Below are 17498 nucleotides of genomic sequence, written 5' to 3' on the forward strand. Positions count from 1 at the left end.
CTCAACTCGGTCAAACCGATGTGGTGTTTCTCGACGAGGACACGGGCGACGGCCAGCAGCCATCGGCCGTAGTAGGGCAGCCCGAGATACTCGGCCCGGCCGACGTCGACGTTGCCGATCCGGCGACGTTCCTCGGACAGCCAGATCCCCCGCCACGCGAGTACCTCGCAGATCACGTAGGTCATGTGTTCCCAGAGCTCGTACTGCTTGTTCTCGTACTTCATCGGAGCATCCGGCTCACCGCCGACGTCATGGACCGGCTTCAGATATGCGGTGATGCGCGCGTGGTCGAGCATGTCCGGAGTCGGCGCGTCGGGAAGCTCGGGAAAGGCCGACTTCAGTCGGGCGACGAGATCCAGTTGAGCCGATCGCTCCGCGGCCGTACTCATGAGAGCTCCCTTCGTTCGCCGGATAGCCCGCACGACCCTTCGCAAAATGCGACGAGGAGCGTACGAGGTGAGGTCCAAGGAATCTGGAACATCCGGTTGACGCCAGCAACACCGTCGGCGGCGACAGCGTCGTCGCGCATCGGCACCTCCGGGGCTGCTCATCTGATCCGGTCAGGTGACCGTACCTCCGATAGCCCGGCTAATGGGTCAAATCGGTGACGTAATTCGTCAAAGGGTATGCAATGTCCCGCAAAGCATTTGGCAGTCGCGGTGGCTGGATTCATTTTTGCTTTTTCAATGCAATTCGCGTATGGCCGTATATCGAGTTGAGATTTGGCGCGTGTACTCCACCGTTCCGTGCCCTTGGTGGAGTCAGAATGGGCAAGTGACCACGGGCAGCCGGGCCATTGATGCCCTTCGGCTGACGACGCCGGACATCGGCGCGGTGTCGCGCAGCGCACTCGGTGTGCTGGCGATCGCCGCGGTGGCGCTGGCGACTGGTTCAGGAAGCACGGCCGTGTGGGCAGCCGCCGCCGCTGCAATAGCAGGGGGCATCGCGCTGCAGGACAGGCCGGGCGGGCGTGTTCCGCTGGTGATCACGATCTCTGTACAGATGGGCGCAGCGGTGTTTCTCGGCGCCCTGACCGCGTCGTACACCGTGGTCTTCATCACCGTGGTCGGCCTGTGGTGTTTCGGGGCCGGCATGCAGTGGGCGCTCGGCGCCAACCCGGGTTTGGTCGGAGCCGCCACCGCTGCCCTACTAGTCGTCGCGCCGCCAACGGCGCCGTCGACGACATGGGTGGTGGCGTCGACGGTATTGACCGTCCTGGCCGGTTGCGTGCAAGCGGCGTTGATTGCGGTGTGGCCGCCGCAGCGATGGCGAGTGCAGCGCGATGCGTTGGCGCGGACGTACCGGTCACTGGCAGCCGACGCCCGCACCGTTGCAGCCCATTCCGATGCGAAGTTGGGCGCTGCTCCGCTGACGTCACTGCGGGAAGTCTTCGCCGACAGCCAGGCCGCGCGACGTCCGCAGGCCTATCACGGGGGATATCGGCTGCCGGAGCGGATGACGGCGACGTTAAGCGCACTGCGCGGACGCGGTGACGATGTTTCGGAGGTACTGACAGCTTCCGCGGTGTTTTTCGAGGCGATCGCGGACCACGGCCATACCGCGCGACGCGACGCCGAGTATGCGCTGGCCAGGGTGGATTCCGCTGTCGCCTCGGTAGCCGGTCCTGAATCGGCTACGGCGCAACGCTTTTCACAACAACTGCACGAAGCGTCCGCCTTGCGGTTCGGTGAACTGCGACGCCCTGACCTGATCGCATCGCTGGGCGCTGCGGCCGCGCAGGTGCGCGGCCATCTGACGTGGACCTCGCCGGTCCTTCGACACGCGGTCCGGGTGTCCGCGGTCACGGCGCTCGGCGTAGCGGCAGATCGGTTCGGCGAGGTCACCCACGGTTATTGGATCGCGCTGACCATCCTGGTCGTGCTGCGGCCGGAAACTGCGCACACCTACACCCGCTGCGTCGGACGGGTGGCGGGTATCGCCCTGGGAATCGCTGTCGCCTCGGCGATCACGATGTTGTGGCAGCCGACGGGCGCCTCGGCTGCCGTCGCGGCGGTGGTGTTCCTGGCTGTGACCCACGGGGTGGCACGGTTCGGTTATCTTGCGTCGAGCGCGGCGTTGGCGGCGACGATCATGTTCCTGCTCGACATCGACGTCGCAGCGGCTAGCGCGACATTCGAAGAACGGTTGTTCGCGGTTGTCATCGGCGGAGGGCTGGCGGTGCTCGCCCATGTCGTGTTGCCGGATCACGCCCTGATTCGTTTGCATCAGCGTGCCGGCGAGCTGCTGAAGACCGAGATCGACTATGCCGCAACGGTGGTCAAGGCGTTCGTGCACGAACTCGACCACCCCTCGGAAGCGGTGTCCACAGCGTGGCAGCGGGCGTACCGCGCACGCGCGGCGTTCGAAGCCGCATCCGGTGCAACGAGGGCCGACGTGGCCGAACTTCGTCGATGGCTGCGGACGTACCGCACAGCACTCAACGCCGTCACCAGCGCATGCACGTCTTTGGAGAGCAGCCTGCCCACCCAACCGTCGACGTCGCTGAGCCGCGAGTTCATCGCGGCCGTCGATGACTATGTAGACGCGCTGCGCGGCGCTCCGCCGAGCCCGGCCACACCGTGGACGGTCGACATCGCCGAGCTGACGGCGGCCGACCAGAAGGTCCGGGAAGAAGCCATACGGCTTGCGCCGGGCAGCGGCGCTGCGCGTGTGCTGGTTACCGAGCTCGCGACGATCACGCGCAGTCTTGCGGGCATCGCGGCTACCCGCGAGCCGACATCGTCCTGATCGACCTTCCTCGAAATCCCAGTCCCGTAGGCTGTGACCGCTTTGCGCTCTCCGATGCCGTGCGAAAGAGGTTGATCATGGCGAAACCGTCCAAGGCCAAGTCCGCTAAGAATTCGCCCGCCAAGAAAGCGGCCACAAAAGCAGTCAAAGCGCCATCAGCGACGAAAGCCGCCGCGACGCACGTGTCACCCGCACCGCCAATAGGCCGCGAGACGCTGCCGATACCCGATCCACAACACGTCGGCCTCACGACGTATGACGCAAAGGATCCCAACACCAAGTACCCGCCCATCACCATGCTGCGTCCGCCCGAGGGGGCGCCGAACGTGCTGATCGTGTTGATCGACGATGTCGGCTTCGGTGCGTCGTCGGCATTCGGAGGGCCGTGCAAGACGCCGGTGGCAGAGCAACTGGCGGACAACGGGTTGAAGCTCAACCGCTTCCACACGACCGCGCTGTGCTCACCGACCCGGCAGGCCATGCTGACCGGGCGCAACCACCACTCCGTCGGGATGGGCGCGATCACCGAGATGGCGACGTCGGCGCCTGGCAACAGCAGCGTGCGACCGAAGAACAAGGCACCCATCGCAGAGACCTTGCAGCTCAACGGATACTCGACGGCTCAATTCGGCAAGTGCCATGAGGTGCCGGTATGGGAGGTCTCCCCCGTCGGTCCGTTCAATCAGTGGCCCACCGGATCCGGGTTCGAGTACTTCTACGGCTTCGTCGGCGGCGAGGCCAACCAGTACTACCCCGGCCTGTACGAAGGAACCACGCCCGTCGAGCCACCCAAGCTGCCGGAAGACGGCTACACCCTCACCGGGGATTTGGCCGATCGCGCGATCACCTGGGTCCGTCAGCAGAAGGCTCTGACACCCGACAAGCCGTTTTTCATGTACTTCGCGCCCGGTGCAACGCACGCGCCGCACCACGTGCCCAAGGAATGGTCGGACAAGTACCAGGGCAAGTTCGATGACGGCTGGGATACCTTGCGGGAGAAGATCTTTGCGCGTCAGAAGAAATTGGGCGTGATCCCCAAGACCGCCGAGCTGACCAAACGTCACACCGAAATCCCCGCCTGGGACGACATGCCCGCCGACCTGAAACCGGTGCTGGCCCGCCAAATGGAAATCTACGCAGGCTTTCTCGAGCAGACCGACCATGAGATCGGCCGGGTCATCGACGCGATCGACGACCTCGGCGCGCTCGAGGACACTCTGGTCTTCTACATCATCGGCGACAACGGCGCGTCGGCCGAAGGGACGCCGAACGGGTGCTTCAACGAGATGACGACGTTGAACGGTTTATCGGGCGTCGAGACAACCGAATTCCTGCTCAGCAAGATCGACGACTTCGGCACGCCGGCTGCCTACAATCACTATGCGGTCGGCTGGGCGCACGCACTGTGCACCCCGTACCAGTGGACCAAGCAGGTCGCCTCACACTGGGGCGGCACTCGCAATGGGACGATCGTGCACTGGCCCAATGGGTTTGGGGACAAAGGCGCCGCCCGCGACCAGTTCCACCACGTGATCGACGTAGCACCGACGATCCTTGAGGCGGCGGGGCTGCCTGCGCCGCTGTTCGTCAACGGTATCCAGCAGGCGCCACTCGAAGGCGTGAGCATGCTGCCGATGCTGCGCGATGGTGACGCCGCTGAAACGCACGATGTTCAGTACTTCGAGATCATGGGCAATCGCGGGATCTACCACCAGGGCTGGACCGCGGTGACCAAACACCGCACGCCGTGGTTGGTCGACGCGCCTCCGTTGAGCGCGGACATCTGGGAGCTGTACGGGCCGGACGACTGGACGCAGGCGCACAATCTGGCCGCCGAGAACCCGGAGAAACTCGCCGAGTTGCAGCGGCTGTGGCTCATCGAGGCGGTCAAGTACAACGTGGTGCCTCTCGACGATCGCTCGTTCGAGCGCATCAACCCAGACGTTGCCGGGCGTCCACAGCTCATCCGCGGCAACAGCCAACTGCTGTTCCGGGGCATGCGGCTGTCCGAGAACTGCGTACTCAACATCAAGAACAAGTCACACTCGGTGACCGCGAACGTCGTCGTGCCGAAGTTGGGTGCCTCCGGTGTCATCGCCACGCAGGGCGGCAGCGTCGGCGGTTGGACGCTCTATGCGCACGACGGCAGGCTCAAGTACTGCTACAACTTCTTCGGTATCGAGTACTACATGGTCGAGGCCTCGAAGAAGATTCCGGCCGGAAAGCGCCAGATCCGAATGGAATTCACGTACGACGGTGGAGGACTGGGGCTCGGCGGTGAGGTGACGCTGTACTACGACGGCAAAGCGGTGGGTAACGGCCGCGTCGACAGGACCCAGCCGATGGCGTTTTCCGCGGACGAGGCCTGCGACGTCGGCGGCGACACCGGCTCGCCGGCCTCGCCCGATTACGGACCGACCGGCAACAAGTTCACCGGCGAGATCGACTGGGTGCAGATCGACATCGGCGACGACAGCCACGACCACCTCATCACGCCGGAGGAGCGGCTCAACATCGCGATGGCCAAGCAGTAGACGGCCCGCGGGCGTACCATCTGCCACCGACAATTCTGGCTTTGTCGCTCGGGTTGTCCCCAGTGGGGTTGTCATCCACAGATTGTCGGTTGGCGACTGCGGTTCGCTCATGCGTTCGATAGCGTTGAGGCATGGGGCAATTCCTCACCGCAGAGGCGGCGCGCGAGCGGTTTGCGCTCTGCTCGCGCCACCGATGCCGACAAACTGTTCTTCGCCTGCGGGCCCTCCCACAAACTCGTCACCGACGGCCATTACCGCACGGTTGTCACCGACACCGGCCGACTCGGCTGGACCGACGGCACCACACCACGACAAGTCAACCACGCCCACCACCGCGAAGAACTCCTCCACAACGCCCCCGACCCACCCCAGGAGCGCGAGAAGTGAATGCGCACAACAGTTCTTGAACTAGGTGCGAGCCCACCGCGGCTGAATGAACACGCCTTCGGCTTCCACGGTGACCCCTTCTTCGTCGGCGAGATGGCCGACGGCATAGGTCTTCACGCCTTCCGTCCGATCGATTCTGGCCTCGACGTGAAGATTCCCGAGCCGGGTGGTGCGGACGTAGCGCAGCGTGATGGTGCCGGTGAAGCGCGGCTTCTCTGGCGTGGCCGCCGCAGCGCCGAGCACGTGGTCCAGGATCATCGCCGCGACTCCCCCGTGCACGTGCCCCGGTGGACCCTCATACGCCGCGCCCAGATGAAAGTCAGCGGAGACGCCGCCGTTCGGGTCGGTCTTCACATCCAGAGGCGGCGCGACCGGATTGCGCAGACCGATGACGACATTGCCCCACGGCATCTGGTCGCCGCCGGAAGTGAACCGGATCCCGTATGACCCGTCGAGTTGCTTGCGCCGCAGCCGGGCCGTCACCGAGTCGATCTCCGCCTTGGCGGCAGCAACCGCATCGGCATCGACCTCTGTCCGAATGGTTGCGTCGATCAACTCCCGTACCGACTGCGTAAGCGGCTCGTAGACGGCGCGCAACCGTTCGACCTCTTCGGCAGTCAGGTTCTCGAGGGTCCAATCCAGCACACCTGCACTAGAACATGTTCTAGCTCCGGTGTCGAGCGCGTGAACCGCCGCAGCACTGTGGGAGAGCTTCACCGAGCCGGGGCAGGACTTGCGAACAGCGCCGCCATATCGGCCACCACAAAGCCCGGCTTGTCGTTCACGCGCAGCAACGGAGCCAGCGCAGAGGGCGGAGCCAAGCGGGGATGCACTACTAGCAGAGCACACGCAGCACCCGGCGCGTTACGCAGGCGCTCGGCGGGCAGTCCCGCGATATCGTGCACACCGAGTTCGATCAGTCGATCGGCTTGTTCGCGGATGCTTGGCAACGTGAGCGCGACAGTCGGCACGGGGCGACAACGAAGCGGATCCGCCGGATAGTTCCTACGATGGGCTGCCATGGCCGCGCCCACGCAGGACGGATCCCGCCATGCGTTGCCCGCAACGCTGGTCGAAGTCGCAGCGCATCGCCTGCGTGACGGGATCCTGAGCGGCGAACTACAGCCGGGCGACAAGATCGTCGAAGAACAACTCTGCGCGGACTATGGCATCAGCAGAGCTCCGCTGCGGGAGGCCCTGCGACTGCTGGCGCAGCAGGGTCTCGTCGAGCATCTTCCCCGCCGCGGCTCCCGAGTCGCCGAATGGTCGCCCAACGACATCCTGCAGCTGTTCGCGCTGCGCCACGTGTTGGAACGGCATGCGATCGAAACCTCGCTGCCCCTCACCGATCCCGACGCATCTTTGCGACCGGTGCGCGCGGCACTCGACCTGATGCGTACGGCCACACAAGACCTGGATCGCGACGACGCGCACCGCGTCTTCCACGCCGCCGTGGTCGGCCTCGCCGACAACCGTCAACTCGACATCGCCCTCGAGCCGGTACTGCTCAAGCTGCAGCTACCGATGGCGATGAACCTTCGCGAGGAGGCCCGCCATCACCGGGCCCGCGACGGCATCGAGCGCCATCAGGCGATCCTTGCTGCGCTCGAGACCAATGACCCCGCTGTCGTCATCGAGGCCCTACAGGACCACGGTCATCTCCACTTTCTCGGCCTCGGACCGCACCGCTAACACAAACGACACACAGCCGACCCGAAACCGCCATCATTCTGTCGACAATCGACAGTCATGGCTGATGACACGCGGGGACCGTCCATCGGACCGTCGGTGGCCGAGATCCTCGCGTCGCATGCGGGCGGGACCGGTGCGCCGACCAAGACGGCCGCGCGCGTTGCCGACGCCATCGCGGCCCGCGCGGACGACGGAACGTGGCTGTCCACCGTTCCGCGCGATCAGCTGCTGGCTGCGGCTGAGGACATCGAAAAGCGGCCCGGTGCACGAACTTTGCCGCTCTACGGGGTGCCCTTCGCGGTAAAGGACAGCATCGACATAGCAGGCGTGCCGACCACGCTGTCATGCCCGGACTACGCCTATGTCGCCTCGGCGACCGCCCCCGCGGTGCAGCGGCTGCTCGACGCCGGCGCGTTGTACGTAGGCAAGACGAATCTGGACCAGTTCGCCACCGGTCTGAACGGCACCCGCACTCCCTACACGATTCCTCGCAGCGTCTACGGCGGCGAAATGATCTCCGGCGGTTCGAGTTCGGGTTCGGCCCTTGCCGTGGCGCTGGGCCAGGTGCCGTTCGCGGTGGCCACCGACACCGCCGGGTCCGGCCGCGTGCCCGCCGCGCTCAACGGCGTGGTCGGTTTCAAGCCGTCGCGCGGACTGATCAGCACCATCGGCCTGGTTCCCGCGTGCAAGTCACTGGATTGCATCAGCGTGATGGCGGGATGTGTCGACGACGTCGACCGCGTGTTCGACGTGATGGCCGGCCGTGACGACGGTGACGCCTGGTCGCGTGACCGCGGACCCCGCTATGACGGCGCGCCGATCCGCGTCGGGCTTCCGCAGGCCGACGAGCTGGACTTCTTCGGCGACGACGAAATGCGCCGCACTCATCTGGAATTCCGCGACCAACTGGCCCGCAAGACCACCGTCGTCGACGTCTCCCTCGAACCGTTCCTGGCCGCCGGTGCACTGCTCTACCAAGGACCGTGGGTGGCCGAGCGGCTCGTGGAGTTCGGCGCTTTCCTTGCCGCTCAACCCGACTCGATCCATCCCGTGGTCCGCGAGATCTTACGCAGTGGCCTGGCGTATACAGCCGTCGACGCGTTCGCCGCGTTGCAGAAGCTGCAGGAGCTCAAGGCGCTGGTGGCCCGGCTCTGGCAGCACATGGACGTGTTGGTGGTGCCCACGATCGGCACCACCTTCACCGTCGAGCAAGTGCTGGCCGCGCCGATCGAAACCAACACCATGCTCGGCCACTACACGCATTTCGGAAATCTGCTCGACCTGCTGGGCGTGGCCGTCCCGGTTGGCGTCACCGCCGACGGGCGACCGCACAGCGCCATGCTGCTTGGCGGGGCGCTTGCCGACGACACCGTGCTGCAGCTGGCCGCACAGATTCTCGACGAACCGCGCACGCGGTCCGAATCACCCGTTTCGATCATGACCGAGGAGCCCGTGTGAGTCAGCCCATCGAAGTGCCCGCCGAGCCGTCGTCGTTTCGTCTGGAGCCAGGCAAGACCGCACTGGTCGTCATCGATATGCAGCGAGACTTCCTGCTGCCGGGCGGCTTTGGCGAAAGTCTCGGCAACGACGTCGATCAGCTTCGCAAGGTCGTGCCGCCGCTGGCCGACTTGATTGGTGCGGCTCGTTCAGCCGGAATCCTGGTGATCCACACGCGCGAGGGCCATCAGCCCGACCTATCCGACTGCCCGCCTGCCAAGCTCAGCCGCGGCGCGCCGTCGAAACGGATTGGCGACCCGGGCAAGTACGGCCGCATACTCATTCGCGGCGAGTACGGACACGACATCGTCGACGAATTGGCGCCCATCGACGGCGAAATCGTCATCGACAAACCCGGCAAGGGCGCCTTCTACGCCACCGAATTGCAGGACGTGTTGACCGAGGCCGGGATCACCCAACTGCTGATCACCGGCGTCACCACCGAGGTGTGCGTGCACACCACGACACGCGAGGCCAACGACCGCGGCTACGAGTGCCTTGTCGTATCCGATTGCGTCGGTTCATATTTTCCGGAATTCCAGCGCATCGGTCTGGAGATGATCAAAGCCCAGGGCGGCATCTTCGGCTGGGTCGCCGATACCTCTGCCGTCATCCCGGCCTTGCACGCACTGACCACCACCGCCGCCTGAGAGGACCAGCCATGACCACCAACGTCACCCAGTCTCCCGCCGATCCACCGGTAGATCCCCCGGCTCCCAGTCGCGCGTCGCTTCCGTTGTGGACCCGCGGCGACACCAACGCTTTCTTCGGGCTCGGTTTCAACATCCTGGTCAACGTTCTGACGTTGACGGGGCTGATGATCGGCGTCGTATCGGTGCCCGCCGGCGACGTGCTGGGCACCGTGCTGCCCGCCCTCGGCGTCGCGCTGATCTTGGGCAACTTGTACTACACGTTCCTGGCCCAGCGCCTTGCCCGCCGCGAAAACCGAACCGACGTCACGGCTTTGCCATACGGCCCAAGCGTGCCCCACATGTTCATCGTGGTGTTCGTCGTGATGCTGCCGGTGTATCTGGCCACCAAGGACGCGATACAGGCGTGGTCGGCGGGACTGGCCTGGGCGTTCATGATCGGCGTGATCGTGATGATCGGCGCTTTCGTCGGGCCCTACATCCGCAAGCTGACCCCGCGCGCCGCGATGCTCGGGACGCTGGCGGGCATCTCGATCACGTTCATCTCGATGCGGCCCGCTGCTCAAATGTGGGAGGCCGCGTGGATCGGCCTTCCCGTGATGGCCATCATCCTGATCGGCTTCTTCACCGACGTGAAGCTACCATTCGGCATCCCCGTTGGCCTCGCCGCGCTTCTGGTCGGTACCGCGATCGGCTGGATCGGCGGCTACATGTCCGCACCCGATGTGGGACAGGCGATTTCGGACATCGCGATCGGCATCCCCGACCTGCGCCTCGGTATGCTGTTCCACGGCCTGTCAAATCTGGCGCCGCTGCTCGGTACTGCGATCCCGCTGGGCGTTTACAACTCCACCGAGGCGATGAGCAACGTGGAAAGCGCCGCTGCCGCCGGGGACAACTTCAACCTGCGCAGCGTGCTGCTCGCCGACGGGGCAGGTGCCGTCATCGGCTCGGCGTTCGGCTCGCCGTTCCCCCCCGCGGTATACATCGGCCACCCCGGATGGAAGGACGCGGGCGGCCGCGCGAACTACTCGCTAGCGAGCGGCGTGGTGATCGGAATCCTTTGCTTCCTTGGGCTTTTCGGGGTTCTCGACGCGCTGTTGCCAGTGCTCGCAATTGTCCCGATCCTGCTCTATATCGGCCTGCTGATCGGTGCGCAGGCATTCCAGGCCGTGCCGCGGCTGCACGCGGTTGCGGTGGTCGCCGCGCTGTTGCCGAACCTCGCCCAGTGGGCCAGCGGGTTGATCGACAACGCTCTGAATGCGGCCGGAACGTCGGCCGGGAAGGTCGGCGCCGACGCGCTCAACAAGGCGGGCGTCGTCTACGAGGGTCTGCAGACGCTAGGTGAGGGCGCCATCCTCGTCGGGCTTGTCCTCGGCACGATGGTGGCATTCATCCTGGAGAAGAAGTTCCTGTACGCAGCGATCGCATCGGCGGTGGGCGCGGTGTTGTCGTTCATCGGGTTGATTCACGCGCCGGAGGTGGCATGGGCGGCCAATCCGCAAGTCGCGCTCGGCTACGCGTTCTTCGGAATCGTCTGCGTCGCTTACTCATTCCTGCCGGGTGCGAAGGATCCGGTGACGGTCGACGAGGCCGACATAGTGGCGGGCCACTGATCGGGCTCCAGTGGCGGGCCACTGATCGGGCTCCAGTGGCGGCCCACTGACTACTCCTCGCGCGCTATCAATTCCCGCGGGCCGGTCGGTAGCCGCCAGTGGAACGCCAGTGCGGCGAGCCGAAGTAGCGTCGCCACTGCGCTGCCAACCGCAACGCCTACCCACTGCGGCCCGAAGTAGTCGATGGCGACGTACGTCGCGGCGCCAAGCAACGCCGGAATCGCGTACAGATCGTCGGGGCCCATGACATACGGCACCTCGCGGGCGATCACATCACGTAGCATCCCGCCGGCGATGGCCGTGAGCATGCCGATGATGCCCGCCGCGAACCAGCTCGCGCCCGCGTCAACCGCGATCGCCGCGCCGGAGGTGGCGAAGAACCCCATTCCGATCGCGTCAAGAACGAGGACCGCAGTGTTCATCCGCATCACGAGATGGGCGAGCGGGGTGGCGATGGCGACGGCGATCACTGCGACCGTGATGTTGGGCCAGTGCTGAATTGAGTAAGGAGGCCTGTCGAGCAGCAGATCGCGCAGCACTCCCCCACCGACACCGGTCAGCACTCCCAGCGTCGCGATTCCGAACAGGTCGAAGCCTTTACGCACCCCGACGGTCGCGCCCGACGACGCGAACACTGCTATACCGACGTAGTTGAGAATTATCTGCAGCACGCCTGAACGCTAGTCCGGCACGAAGGAGACGTCGGCGCCATCGGCGAGCACGACGTACATCCGGCGCCACGGGTGCGAGTCCTCGAACCGCCACTGATGTCCCGACCCGGCGGCCCAGGCCCATGTCGAGTCGGCCGACCTGAACGTGTGACGCGCCGTCCGAGCCCGTCCAGAGTTTGACGCATCGAATCATTTTCCGACTCCACGTCGCGCGCGGGCTTTACCCTGCTGATTGATGAACACAGCCACCGTAGTCGTGACAATCCTGCTTGCGGCGCTCTTCACGTTCTCCGCCAGCATCAAACTTCTCGGCGTCTCCAAGTCGCTGGAGATCCGTGACCACCTCGGAGTCAAGCCGCTGCAGTGGCGGCTCATCGGCGTATGCGAACTCGCCGGGGTCGCCGGCGTGTTGGCCGGCCTGGTGTGGACGCCGATCGGCATCGCCGCGGCCATCGGTCTTGCGCTGCTGACGATCGGTGCTATCGCCTACCACGTGCGGATGTCCGACAGGGTCGCCGATCTCGCGCCCGCCGTGATCGGCGTCGCACTGGCGCTCACCGCCGTCGTACTGCACACCCTCTGAGGTAGCGGCGGTCACACCAGCGTAAACAGGTGTCTTAGATTACCTAATTTTTCGTGGTCGACTGTCTACGAAATGTCTTACGCTGCCCGTATGGCAGCACGAACGCACAGCGTCGATCCCCGCGCTGAACGGGTCCGCACCCGACTGCGGGAGGCGGCGTTCGCGCTGGCCCACGAGCGGCCGGTCGATGAGCTGACGGTCGGCGACATCGTCACCCGCGCCGCAGTCAGCCGGCAGGCGTTCTATCAACACTTCAGCGACCGCGACGACGCCGTCGCGACCGCCTTTGCCGTCGCATTCGCCGCGGCCACCGCGGACATCGGCCGAATTGACGGCACGGCCGTCGGTGGCGGCGACCCTCGTGCGCGCATCCTGCGGCTGTTCGACTTCGCCGCCGAACACCGCACGATGTACCGCAACGTCGTGCCGAGTGCGGTGACCCAACGCGTCGTCAACGCGTTCCGCGCCGAACTGGCTCCGGCCTGTCAGGAGATCGCCACGCAGGCCATGCCGGTGGTCTCGCCGATCGCCGGCCTCACGCCGGAATCGGTGTCCCGGTTCCTCGTCGGCGGGTTCATGGAAGTCCTGCGGTCGTGGATGGAAGACCCCGACGCCACCGACCTGAACGGGCGCGTGCGCGCAGCGCTCGACACCGTCAACGCACTACTCGGCCTCACCACCGTTTCGAAAGGTTCACACCATGGCTAAACACCAAGCCCCCGAGCGGCATCCCGCGCGCGACCGCGCAGCGATGCGCACCGTGGGGCTGGCAATGATCGGGCTGATACTCTTCGTCATCGCCATGATCGCCAGCTATTCCGGCGCATTCGCCAAACCGACTCTGCACCACATGGCCGTCGCCGTAGCAGGCCCCGACCAGCTTGTCGACGGCATCCGAAGCCAAAATACGTTGGCGGTCACCGAAGTTGGCGACGACGCCGCCGCCCGCGCGCAGGTGTACGAGCGCAAGACCGATGCCGCCTTCGTCGTCGCGCCGAGCGGCCAGATGAAGATCTACGTGGCCGGCGGCGGCGGACGCAGCGTCGCCAACGCCGCCGAGACCGTCGGCCGCACGATCGCCACCAAGGCGGGGCTGACGCCCACCGTCGAGGATGTCGCACCGGCGTCGACCGGCGACCCGTCGGGCACCGTCGAGTTCTACGCGATCATCTTCATCTCGATCGGCGCCTCCGTCGGTGCGGCGGTGCTCGGCCGCGTCATGGGCACCGTCCGCACACCGCTGACGCTGGCACTACGCACCGCCACGCTAGCCGGATACTCGGCGCTGCTCGCCGGTGGCGTGACCTTTTACGTCGACGTGATTCTTGGTGCGCTGACGGGTCACTCGTGGGCCCTGTTCGGCGTGCTGTGGCTGTATTCGATGGCCGTCGCGGGAGCGATCACCGGTGTCGCCGCGGCATTCGGCACCGTGGCGTCGATGGCGCTCACGGCGTTCCTCGTCGTGGTCGGAAACGCCGCGGCCGCTGGTCCGGTGGGTCGGCCACTGCTGTCGGGCTTCTACTCGACGTTCACCACGATCGTGCCGCAAGGCTCGGGTGTCTCGCTGCTGCGCAGCGTCCAGTATTTCGGTAGCAACGGAGCGGTGACGCCGCTCGTCACGCTGGCGATCTGGGGTGCGGCGGGGTGTCTTCTCGCCTTCCTCGCCACGGCCTCGCGGGTGAATTATCGTGCCCCCTATGAGCGTTGCCTCAATCTCGCACGGCGGGATCGAGTCCTATTACGACCTCGGGTCCTATCACCGACCGATTGAGACGCCGTCACCTCAGGCGCAGGTGTGGTTCGACCGCGGGATGGTCTGGGCCTACGCGTTCAACCACGAAGAGGCGATCCGCTGCTTCGACCGCGCCTTGGAGCTCGATCCCGACCTGGCGATCGCGCGCTGGGGCGTCGCCTACTCGATAGGGCCGAACTACAACAAGGCGTGGGCGGCATTCGATCCCGTCGACCTGGAAGCGTCGCTGGCCCGCGCCAGGATGGAACTGGGCCTGGCCGCCAACGGCCGCGCATCGGCCGTCGAACACGGGTTGATCGAGGCCCTGCAGGCCCGCTTCCCCACCGACGATCCGCACGACACCGAAGCCCTACAGGCCGGGCACACCGCCTACGCCGACGCGATGGCAGCGCTTGCCGAGGCCTACCCCGACGACATCGACGTGCAGGCGCTGGCAGCCGACGCGCTTGTCAACGTCACGGCATGGGCGTTGTGGGACACCAGAACCGGCGAGCCCGCCGCCGGCTCACGAGTGGTTGAGGCCAAACGAATCCTCGATGCCGCGCTGGCCACGGCGGCCGGACGCGAGCACCCCGGTGTACTGCACCTGTATCTGCACACGATGGAGATGTCGGGCTCACCGCAGGACGCCCTGCCCGCCGCAGACCTGCTGCGCGGGCTGGTACCCGATGCCGGTCATCTGGAGCACATGCCCAGTCACATCGACGTCCTCTGCGGCAACTACCGCGACTCGGTCGAGTCGAACCTGTCAGCAGTACAAGCAGATCGGCGGTTCGTCGAACGCGAAGGCCCACTGAATTTCTACTCCCTCTACCGCGCGCACAACCTGCACTTCATCGTCTATTCCGCGATGTTCGAAGGCAATTCACGTGCTGCTCTGGCGGCGGCGGAGGAGCTTGCGGGACAACTCACACCTAAGCTGCTCGCCATCGAGTCACCGCCGATGGCGGACTGGCTGGAAGCGTTCGTGCCGTTGCGGACCCACGTACTGGTGAGATTCGGGCGCTGGGACGAGTTGATCGCGCAGCCGCTGCCCGAGGACCTCGAGCTGTACTGCAGCACGGTGGCCACCATCCACTACGGCCGCGGCGTTGCTCATGCCGCGAAAGGTCAGCTGCCGCAGGCGCATGCAGAGCGCAATGCGTTCACCCAGGCTTATGCCCGCATCCCGGACACCCGCTACCTGTTCAACAACACCGCTCACGACGTCCTGGCCATCGCGGGCGCGATGCTCGATGGCGAAATCGACTACCGGGAAGGTAGATTCGACGACGCCTTCGCTCACCTGCGGCGGGCCATCGAACTCGACGACTCGCTGCCCTACGACGAACCATGGGGCTGGATGCAACCTACCCGGCACGCGTACGGCGCGCTGCTGCTCGAACAGGGCCGGGTCGAGGAGGCGGCGCAGGTGTACGCCGCGGATCTCGGGCTCGATCCGACACTGGCCCGGCCCTGCCAGCATCCGGGCAATGTGTGGAGCCTGCACGGCTACCACGAATGCCTTCGGCGACTGGGCCGCACCGAGGAGGCCGCCATCATCGGTCAACAGCTCGAACTCCTCAAAGCACGCGCCGACGTGCCGATCGTTGCGTCGTGCGCATGCCGGCTCGACGTCGCCGGGCCGTGCCACTGAGGCTCAGTCCGGCGCTTCGTGCAGCTCGATGGAATTGCCGTCAGGATCGGTGATCTGGACCTGCTTGCCGCCGGGGCCCACCTTGATGTCGTTCAGGAAAGTCACACCGGCGCCGCGCAAGCGGTCGACCTCCGCCGCAATGTCGTCGACGTAGAGCACGATCCGGTTCCACCCGCCGGGCTTCTGGGTTTGACCGTCAGCCAGTGGCTGGGCGCCCGAGCTCTGCGGCGCGCTGAGCAGCAGGTTCAGCGCCCCGCGCGAAACGACGGCTATCGGCCCGGCACGCTGCTCGAGCTTGAACCCGAGCTGGCTTGTGTAGAACTCGATTCCGCGATCGAGATCGACGATTTGGTAGCGCACGACGGCATCATCTGTGGCCGTCGGCTTCCAGACGTTGCTCATAGGAGACAACCTACGGGTGCGCGCGGTCGACGTCTTGGAGGACCAGCTGCCTCGGCGACGTGCCTGTGAACTCGGTGACGTCGTGAATGAGATGCGATTGGTCGAAGTAGCCACATGCGCGGGCCAGCCGCCCCCAGTCGGGCGCGCCGGTGCATCGCGCAGCGCCCACAGGTACTCGACGAAGTCCGCGAGCGGCGGACCAGGTCGGTACGTGCGGTATTGCATTAGTGCAGGATTCCCCCGTCAGCCGAAGCCGACACGTTCCAGCCAGAAGTCGACCAGCGCCGTGTCACCGTTGCCGACAGGGCACCAGATCTGTGCATCCGGCCCGGCCACGGTCAGCGTCGACACCAGCACCGCCGCTGCGTCGGTCAGCGAGGCAGACAACGTCCTCCGGATCATCGTTCGTGGCACCTGACAGATCGCGTAATGCCACGTCGCTGGGTGGCTCGAAGGCCCGCGTCGCGACGATTTCTTGTGCCCAGCGCTGGCCGCCGTCGACGTGGCGCGCCAGTTGCGACACATTCCAGCCCGGGCATGACGGCACGGGCACGGTGCGGTCCGCGCCCTGCGGATGGCCGATCAACAGCGACGTCTGCGTGACGATTTCCGTGCAATGCCGTTCGAAATTCACGCTCTGTGTGCTCACATCGTCACCTCCACACGGGTTGACCGTCGTGAAGCGCCAAACTCATCGCACCTTTATCGTCATCAGTCGTGACGAAGGTGTGGCGCTATATCCGCAGTGCTCCACTGACCTATTCGTGGCTCGTCGTGCTGCTGGCCACCACGATCATTCAGCACTCCATGTCTGTTCGGCGAGTGCGCGCGCTGCTCCAGAAGGACTCGACGAACCTGCACCATCTGGCCTCCGATCCGATCCGGGTGCTGATCGAGAGCCTGCTGTGGATCGACGGCAGGTACTGGTGGCCTTATCTCGTCGTCTTCACTGTGTTCCTGGCGCCGGCAGAGCGCTGGCTCGGGCATCTGCGATGGCTGATCGTAGGGCTGGTGTGTCACGTCGGCGCCACATACGTGAGCGAAGGTTATCTGTACTGGACCATCCAGGAGGCCATCGCCTCGCCGCGGCTCATCGACGCCCGTGACATCGGTGTGAGCTACTTCGTTGCCGGTATCGTCGCGGTACTCACCTATCGGATCCCGCGGCCATTGCGGTGGGTGTACCTCGCCGCCACGGTGCTCGTGTTCGCGGTTGCGCTGGCACTTCGCACCAATTTCACCGGAGTCGGTCACCTCTTCGCGGTTGGCCTCGGACTGGCCTGCTATCCACTGACCCGATCCCGTCGCGAGGCAGTACCAGCTGCGTAA

At 65.5% G+C, this 17498-nt stretch carries 17 protein-coding genes and 1 pseudogene; 12 read left to right on the forward strand and 6 right to left on the reverse strand.

The annotated features are described in order from the left end of the window. A pseudogene (locus VJV41_RS12620) lies at nucleotides 1–389 on the reverse strand (nitrile hydratase subunit beta); the annotation flags it as partial. A 385-nt stretch (nucleotides 390–774) separates the two neighbouring features. On the opposite strand from VJV41_RS12620, the gene VJV41_RS12625 reads away from it, so the two are divergent. The 3 genes from VJV41_RS12625 (at nucleotide 775) to VJV41_RS12635 (ending at nucleotide 5669) form a co-directional block, all read left to right on the forward strand. Beyond that, nucleotides 775–2748 carry an FUSC family protein gene (locus VJV41_RS12625; RefSeq protein WP_325334148.1) on the forward strand — a complete coding sequence of 658 codons (1974 nt, stop codon included), beginning with the start codon at nucleotides 775–777 and terminating at the stop codon, nucleotides 2746–2748. A 77-nt stretch (nucleotides 2749–2825) separates the two neighbouring features. Next, on the forward strand, nucleotides 2826–5282 hold the full coding sequence (locus tag VJV41_RS12630) for an arylsulfatase (protein ID WP_325334150.1): 2457 nt from the start codon (nucleotides 2826–2828) through the stop codon (nucleotides 5280–5282). Between the two features lie 171 nt (nucleotides 5283–5453). Beyond that, nucleotides 5454–5669: a hypothetical protein gene (locus tag VJV41_RS12635; RefSeq protein WP_414684944.1), complete on the forward strand. Its 216-nt coding sequence runs from the start codon at nucleotides 5454–5456 to the stop codon at nucleotides 5667–5669. 21 nt (nucleotides 5670–5690) lie between these two features. Here the strand turns inward: VJV41_RS12635 and VJV41_RS12640 are convergent, their stop codons facing one another. Beyond that, the gene (locus tag VJV41_RS12640; RefSeq protein ID WP_325334152.1) at nucleotides 5691–6314 is read right to left on the reverse strand and encodes a PaaI family thioesterase; all 624 of its coding nucleotides are present in this window, start codon (nucleotides 6312–6314) and stop codon (nucleotides 5691–5693) included. Nucleotides 6315–6382: 68 nt separating this feature from the next. Next, entirely contained in the window at nucleotides 6383–6640 is a 258-nt protein-coding gene (locus VJV41_RS12645; protein ID WP_325334154.1) for a DUF5701 family protein, read from the reverse strand. 49 nt (nucleotides 6641–6689) lie between these two features. On the opposite strand from VJV41_RS12645, the gene VJV41_RS12650 reads away from it, so the two are divergent. From VJV41_RS12650 to VJV41_RS12665, 4 genes are read left to right on the forward strand one after another with little or no spacing between them, the layout of a single operon-like run. After that, the gene (locus VJV41_RS12650; protein WP_325334156.1) at nucleotides 6690–7361 is read left to right on the forward strand and encodes a GntR family transcriptional regulator; all 672 of its coding nucleotides are present in this window, start codon (nucleotides 6690–6692) and stop codon (nucleotides 7359–7361) included. Between the two features lie 57 nt (nucleotides 7362–7418). Continuing rightward, complete coding sequence (locus VJV41_RS12655; protein ID WP_325334158.1) at nucleotides 7419–8819, forward strand: allophanate hydrolase; 1401 nt, start codon at nucleotides 7419–7421, stop codon at nucleotides 8817–8819. After that, nucleotides 8816–9508 carry a cysteine hydrolase gene (locus VJV41_RS12660; protein WP_325334160.1) on the forward strand — a complete coding sequence of 231 codons (693 nt, stop codon included), beginning with the start codon at nucleotides 8816–8818 and terminating at the stop codon, nucleotides 9506–9508. The genes VJV41_RS12655 and VJV41_RS12660 overlap by 4 nt, the downstream gene beginning before the upstream one ends. An 11-nt stretch (nucleotides 9509–9519) precedes the next feature. Continuing rightward, nucleotides 9520–11124: a regulator gene (locus VJV41_RS12665; protein ID WP_325334162.1), complete on the forward strand. Its 1605-nt coding sequence runs from the start codon at nucleotides 9520–9522 to the stop codon at nucleotides 11122–11124. A 50-nt stretch (nucleotides 11125–11174) separates the two neighbouring features. Here the strand turns inward: VJV41_RS12665 and VJV41_RS12670 are convergent, their stop codons facing one another. Then, nucleotides 11175–11795 (reverse strand): trimeric intracellular cation channel family protein, encoded by a 621-nt coding sequence (locus tag VJV41_RS12670; protein ID WP_325334164.1) that lies wholly within the window; start codon nucleotides 11793–11795, stop codon nucleotides 11175–11177. 235 nt (nucleotides 11796–12030) lie between these two features. On the opposite strand from VJV41_RS12670, the gene VJV41_RS12675 reads away from it, so the two are divergent. The 4 genes from VJV41_RS12675 to VJV41_RS12690 all read left to right on the forward strand — a co-directional run bounded on the left by VJV41_RS12675 (nucleotide 12031) and on the right by VJV41_RS12690 (nucleotide 15767). Then, nucleotides 12031–12378: a DoxX family protein gene (locus VJV41_RS12675; protein ID WP_325334166.1), complete on the forward strand. Its 348-nt coding sequence runs from the start codon at nucleotides 12031–12033 to the stop codon at nucleotides 12376–12378. Nucleotides 12379–12468: 90 nt separating this feature from the next. Beyond that, nucleotides 12469–13086: a TetR/AcrR family transcriptional regulator gene (locus VJV41_RS12680; RefSeq protein ID WP_325334168.1), complete on the forward strand. Its 618-nt coding sequence runs from the start codon at nucleotides 12469–12471 to the stop codon at nucleotides 13084–13086. Then, nucleotides 13079–14149: a hypothetical protein gene (locus VJV41_RS12685; RefSeq protein ID WP_325334170.1), complete on the forward strand. Its 1071-nt coding sequence runs from the start codon at nucleotides 13079–13081 to the stop codon at nucleotides 14147–14149. The genes VJV41_RS12680 and VJV41_RS12685 overlap by 8 nt, the downstream gene beginning before the upstream one ends. Then, nucleotides 14076–15767 (forward strand): tetratricopeptide repeat protein, encoded by a 1692-nt coding sequence (locus VJV41_RS12690; RefSeq protein WP_325334172.1) that lies wholly within the window; start codon nucleotides 14076–14078, stop codon nucleotides 15765–15767. The genes VJV41_RS12685 and VJV41_RS12690 overlap by 74 nt, the downstream gene beginning before the upstream one ends. A gap of 3 nt (nucleotides 15768–15770) precedes the next feature. On the opposite strand, the gene VJV41_RS12695 is transcribed toward VJV41_RS12690, so the two are convergent. Together VJV41_RS12695 and VJV41_RS12700 are read right to left on the reverse strand one after the other, a co-directional pair. Beyond that, the gene (locus VJV41_RS12695) at nucleotides 15771–16169 is read right to left on the reverse strand and encodes a VOC family protein (protein WP_325334174.1); all 399 of its coding nucleotides are present in this window, start codon (nucleotides 16167–16169) and stop codon (nucleotides 15771–15773) included. Nucleotides 16170–16458: 289 nt separating this feature from the next. Beyond that, on the reverse strand, nucleotides 16459–16818 hold the full coding sequence (locus VJV41_RS12700; RefSeq protein WP_325334177.1) for a maleylpyruvate isomerase N-terminal domain-containing protein: 360 nt from the start codon (nucleotides 16816–16818) through the stop codon (nucleotides 16459–16461). Between the two features lie 68 nt (nucleotides 16819–16886). Here VJV41_RS12700 and VJV41_RS12705 point away from each other — a divergent pair, with 68 nt between their 5' ends. Beyond that, nucleotides 16887–17498 (forward strand): rhomboid-like protein, encoded by a 612-nt coding sequence (locus VJV41_RS12705; protein WP_325334179.1) that lies wholly within the window; start codon nucleotides 16887–16889, stop codon nucleotides 17496–17498.

Source organism: Mycobacterium sp., assembly GCF_035274705.1.
Lineage (GTDB): Bacteria > Actinomycetota > Actinomycetes > Mycobacteriales > Mycobacteriaceae > Mycobacterium.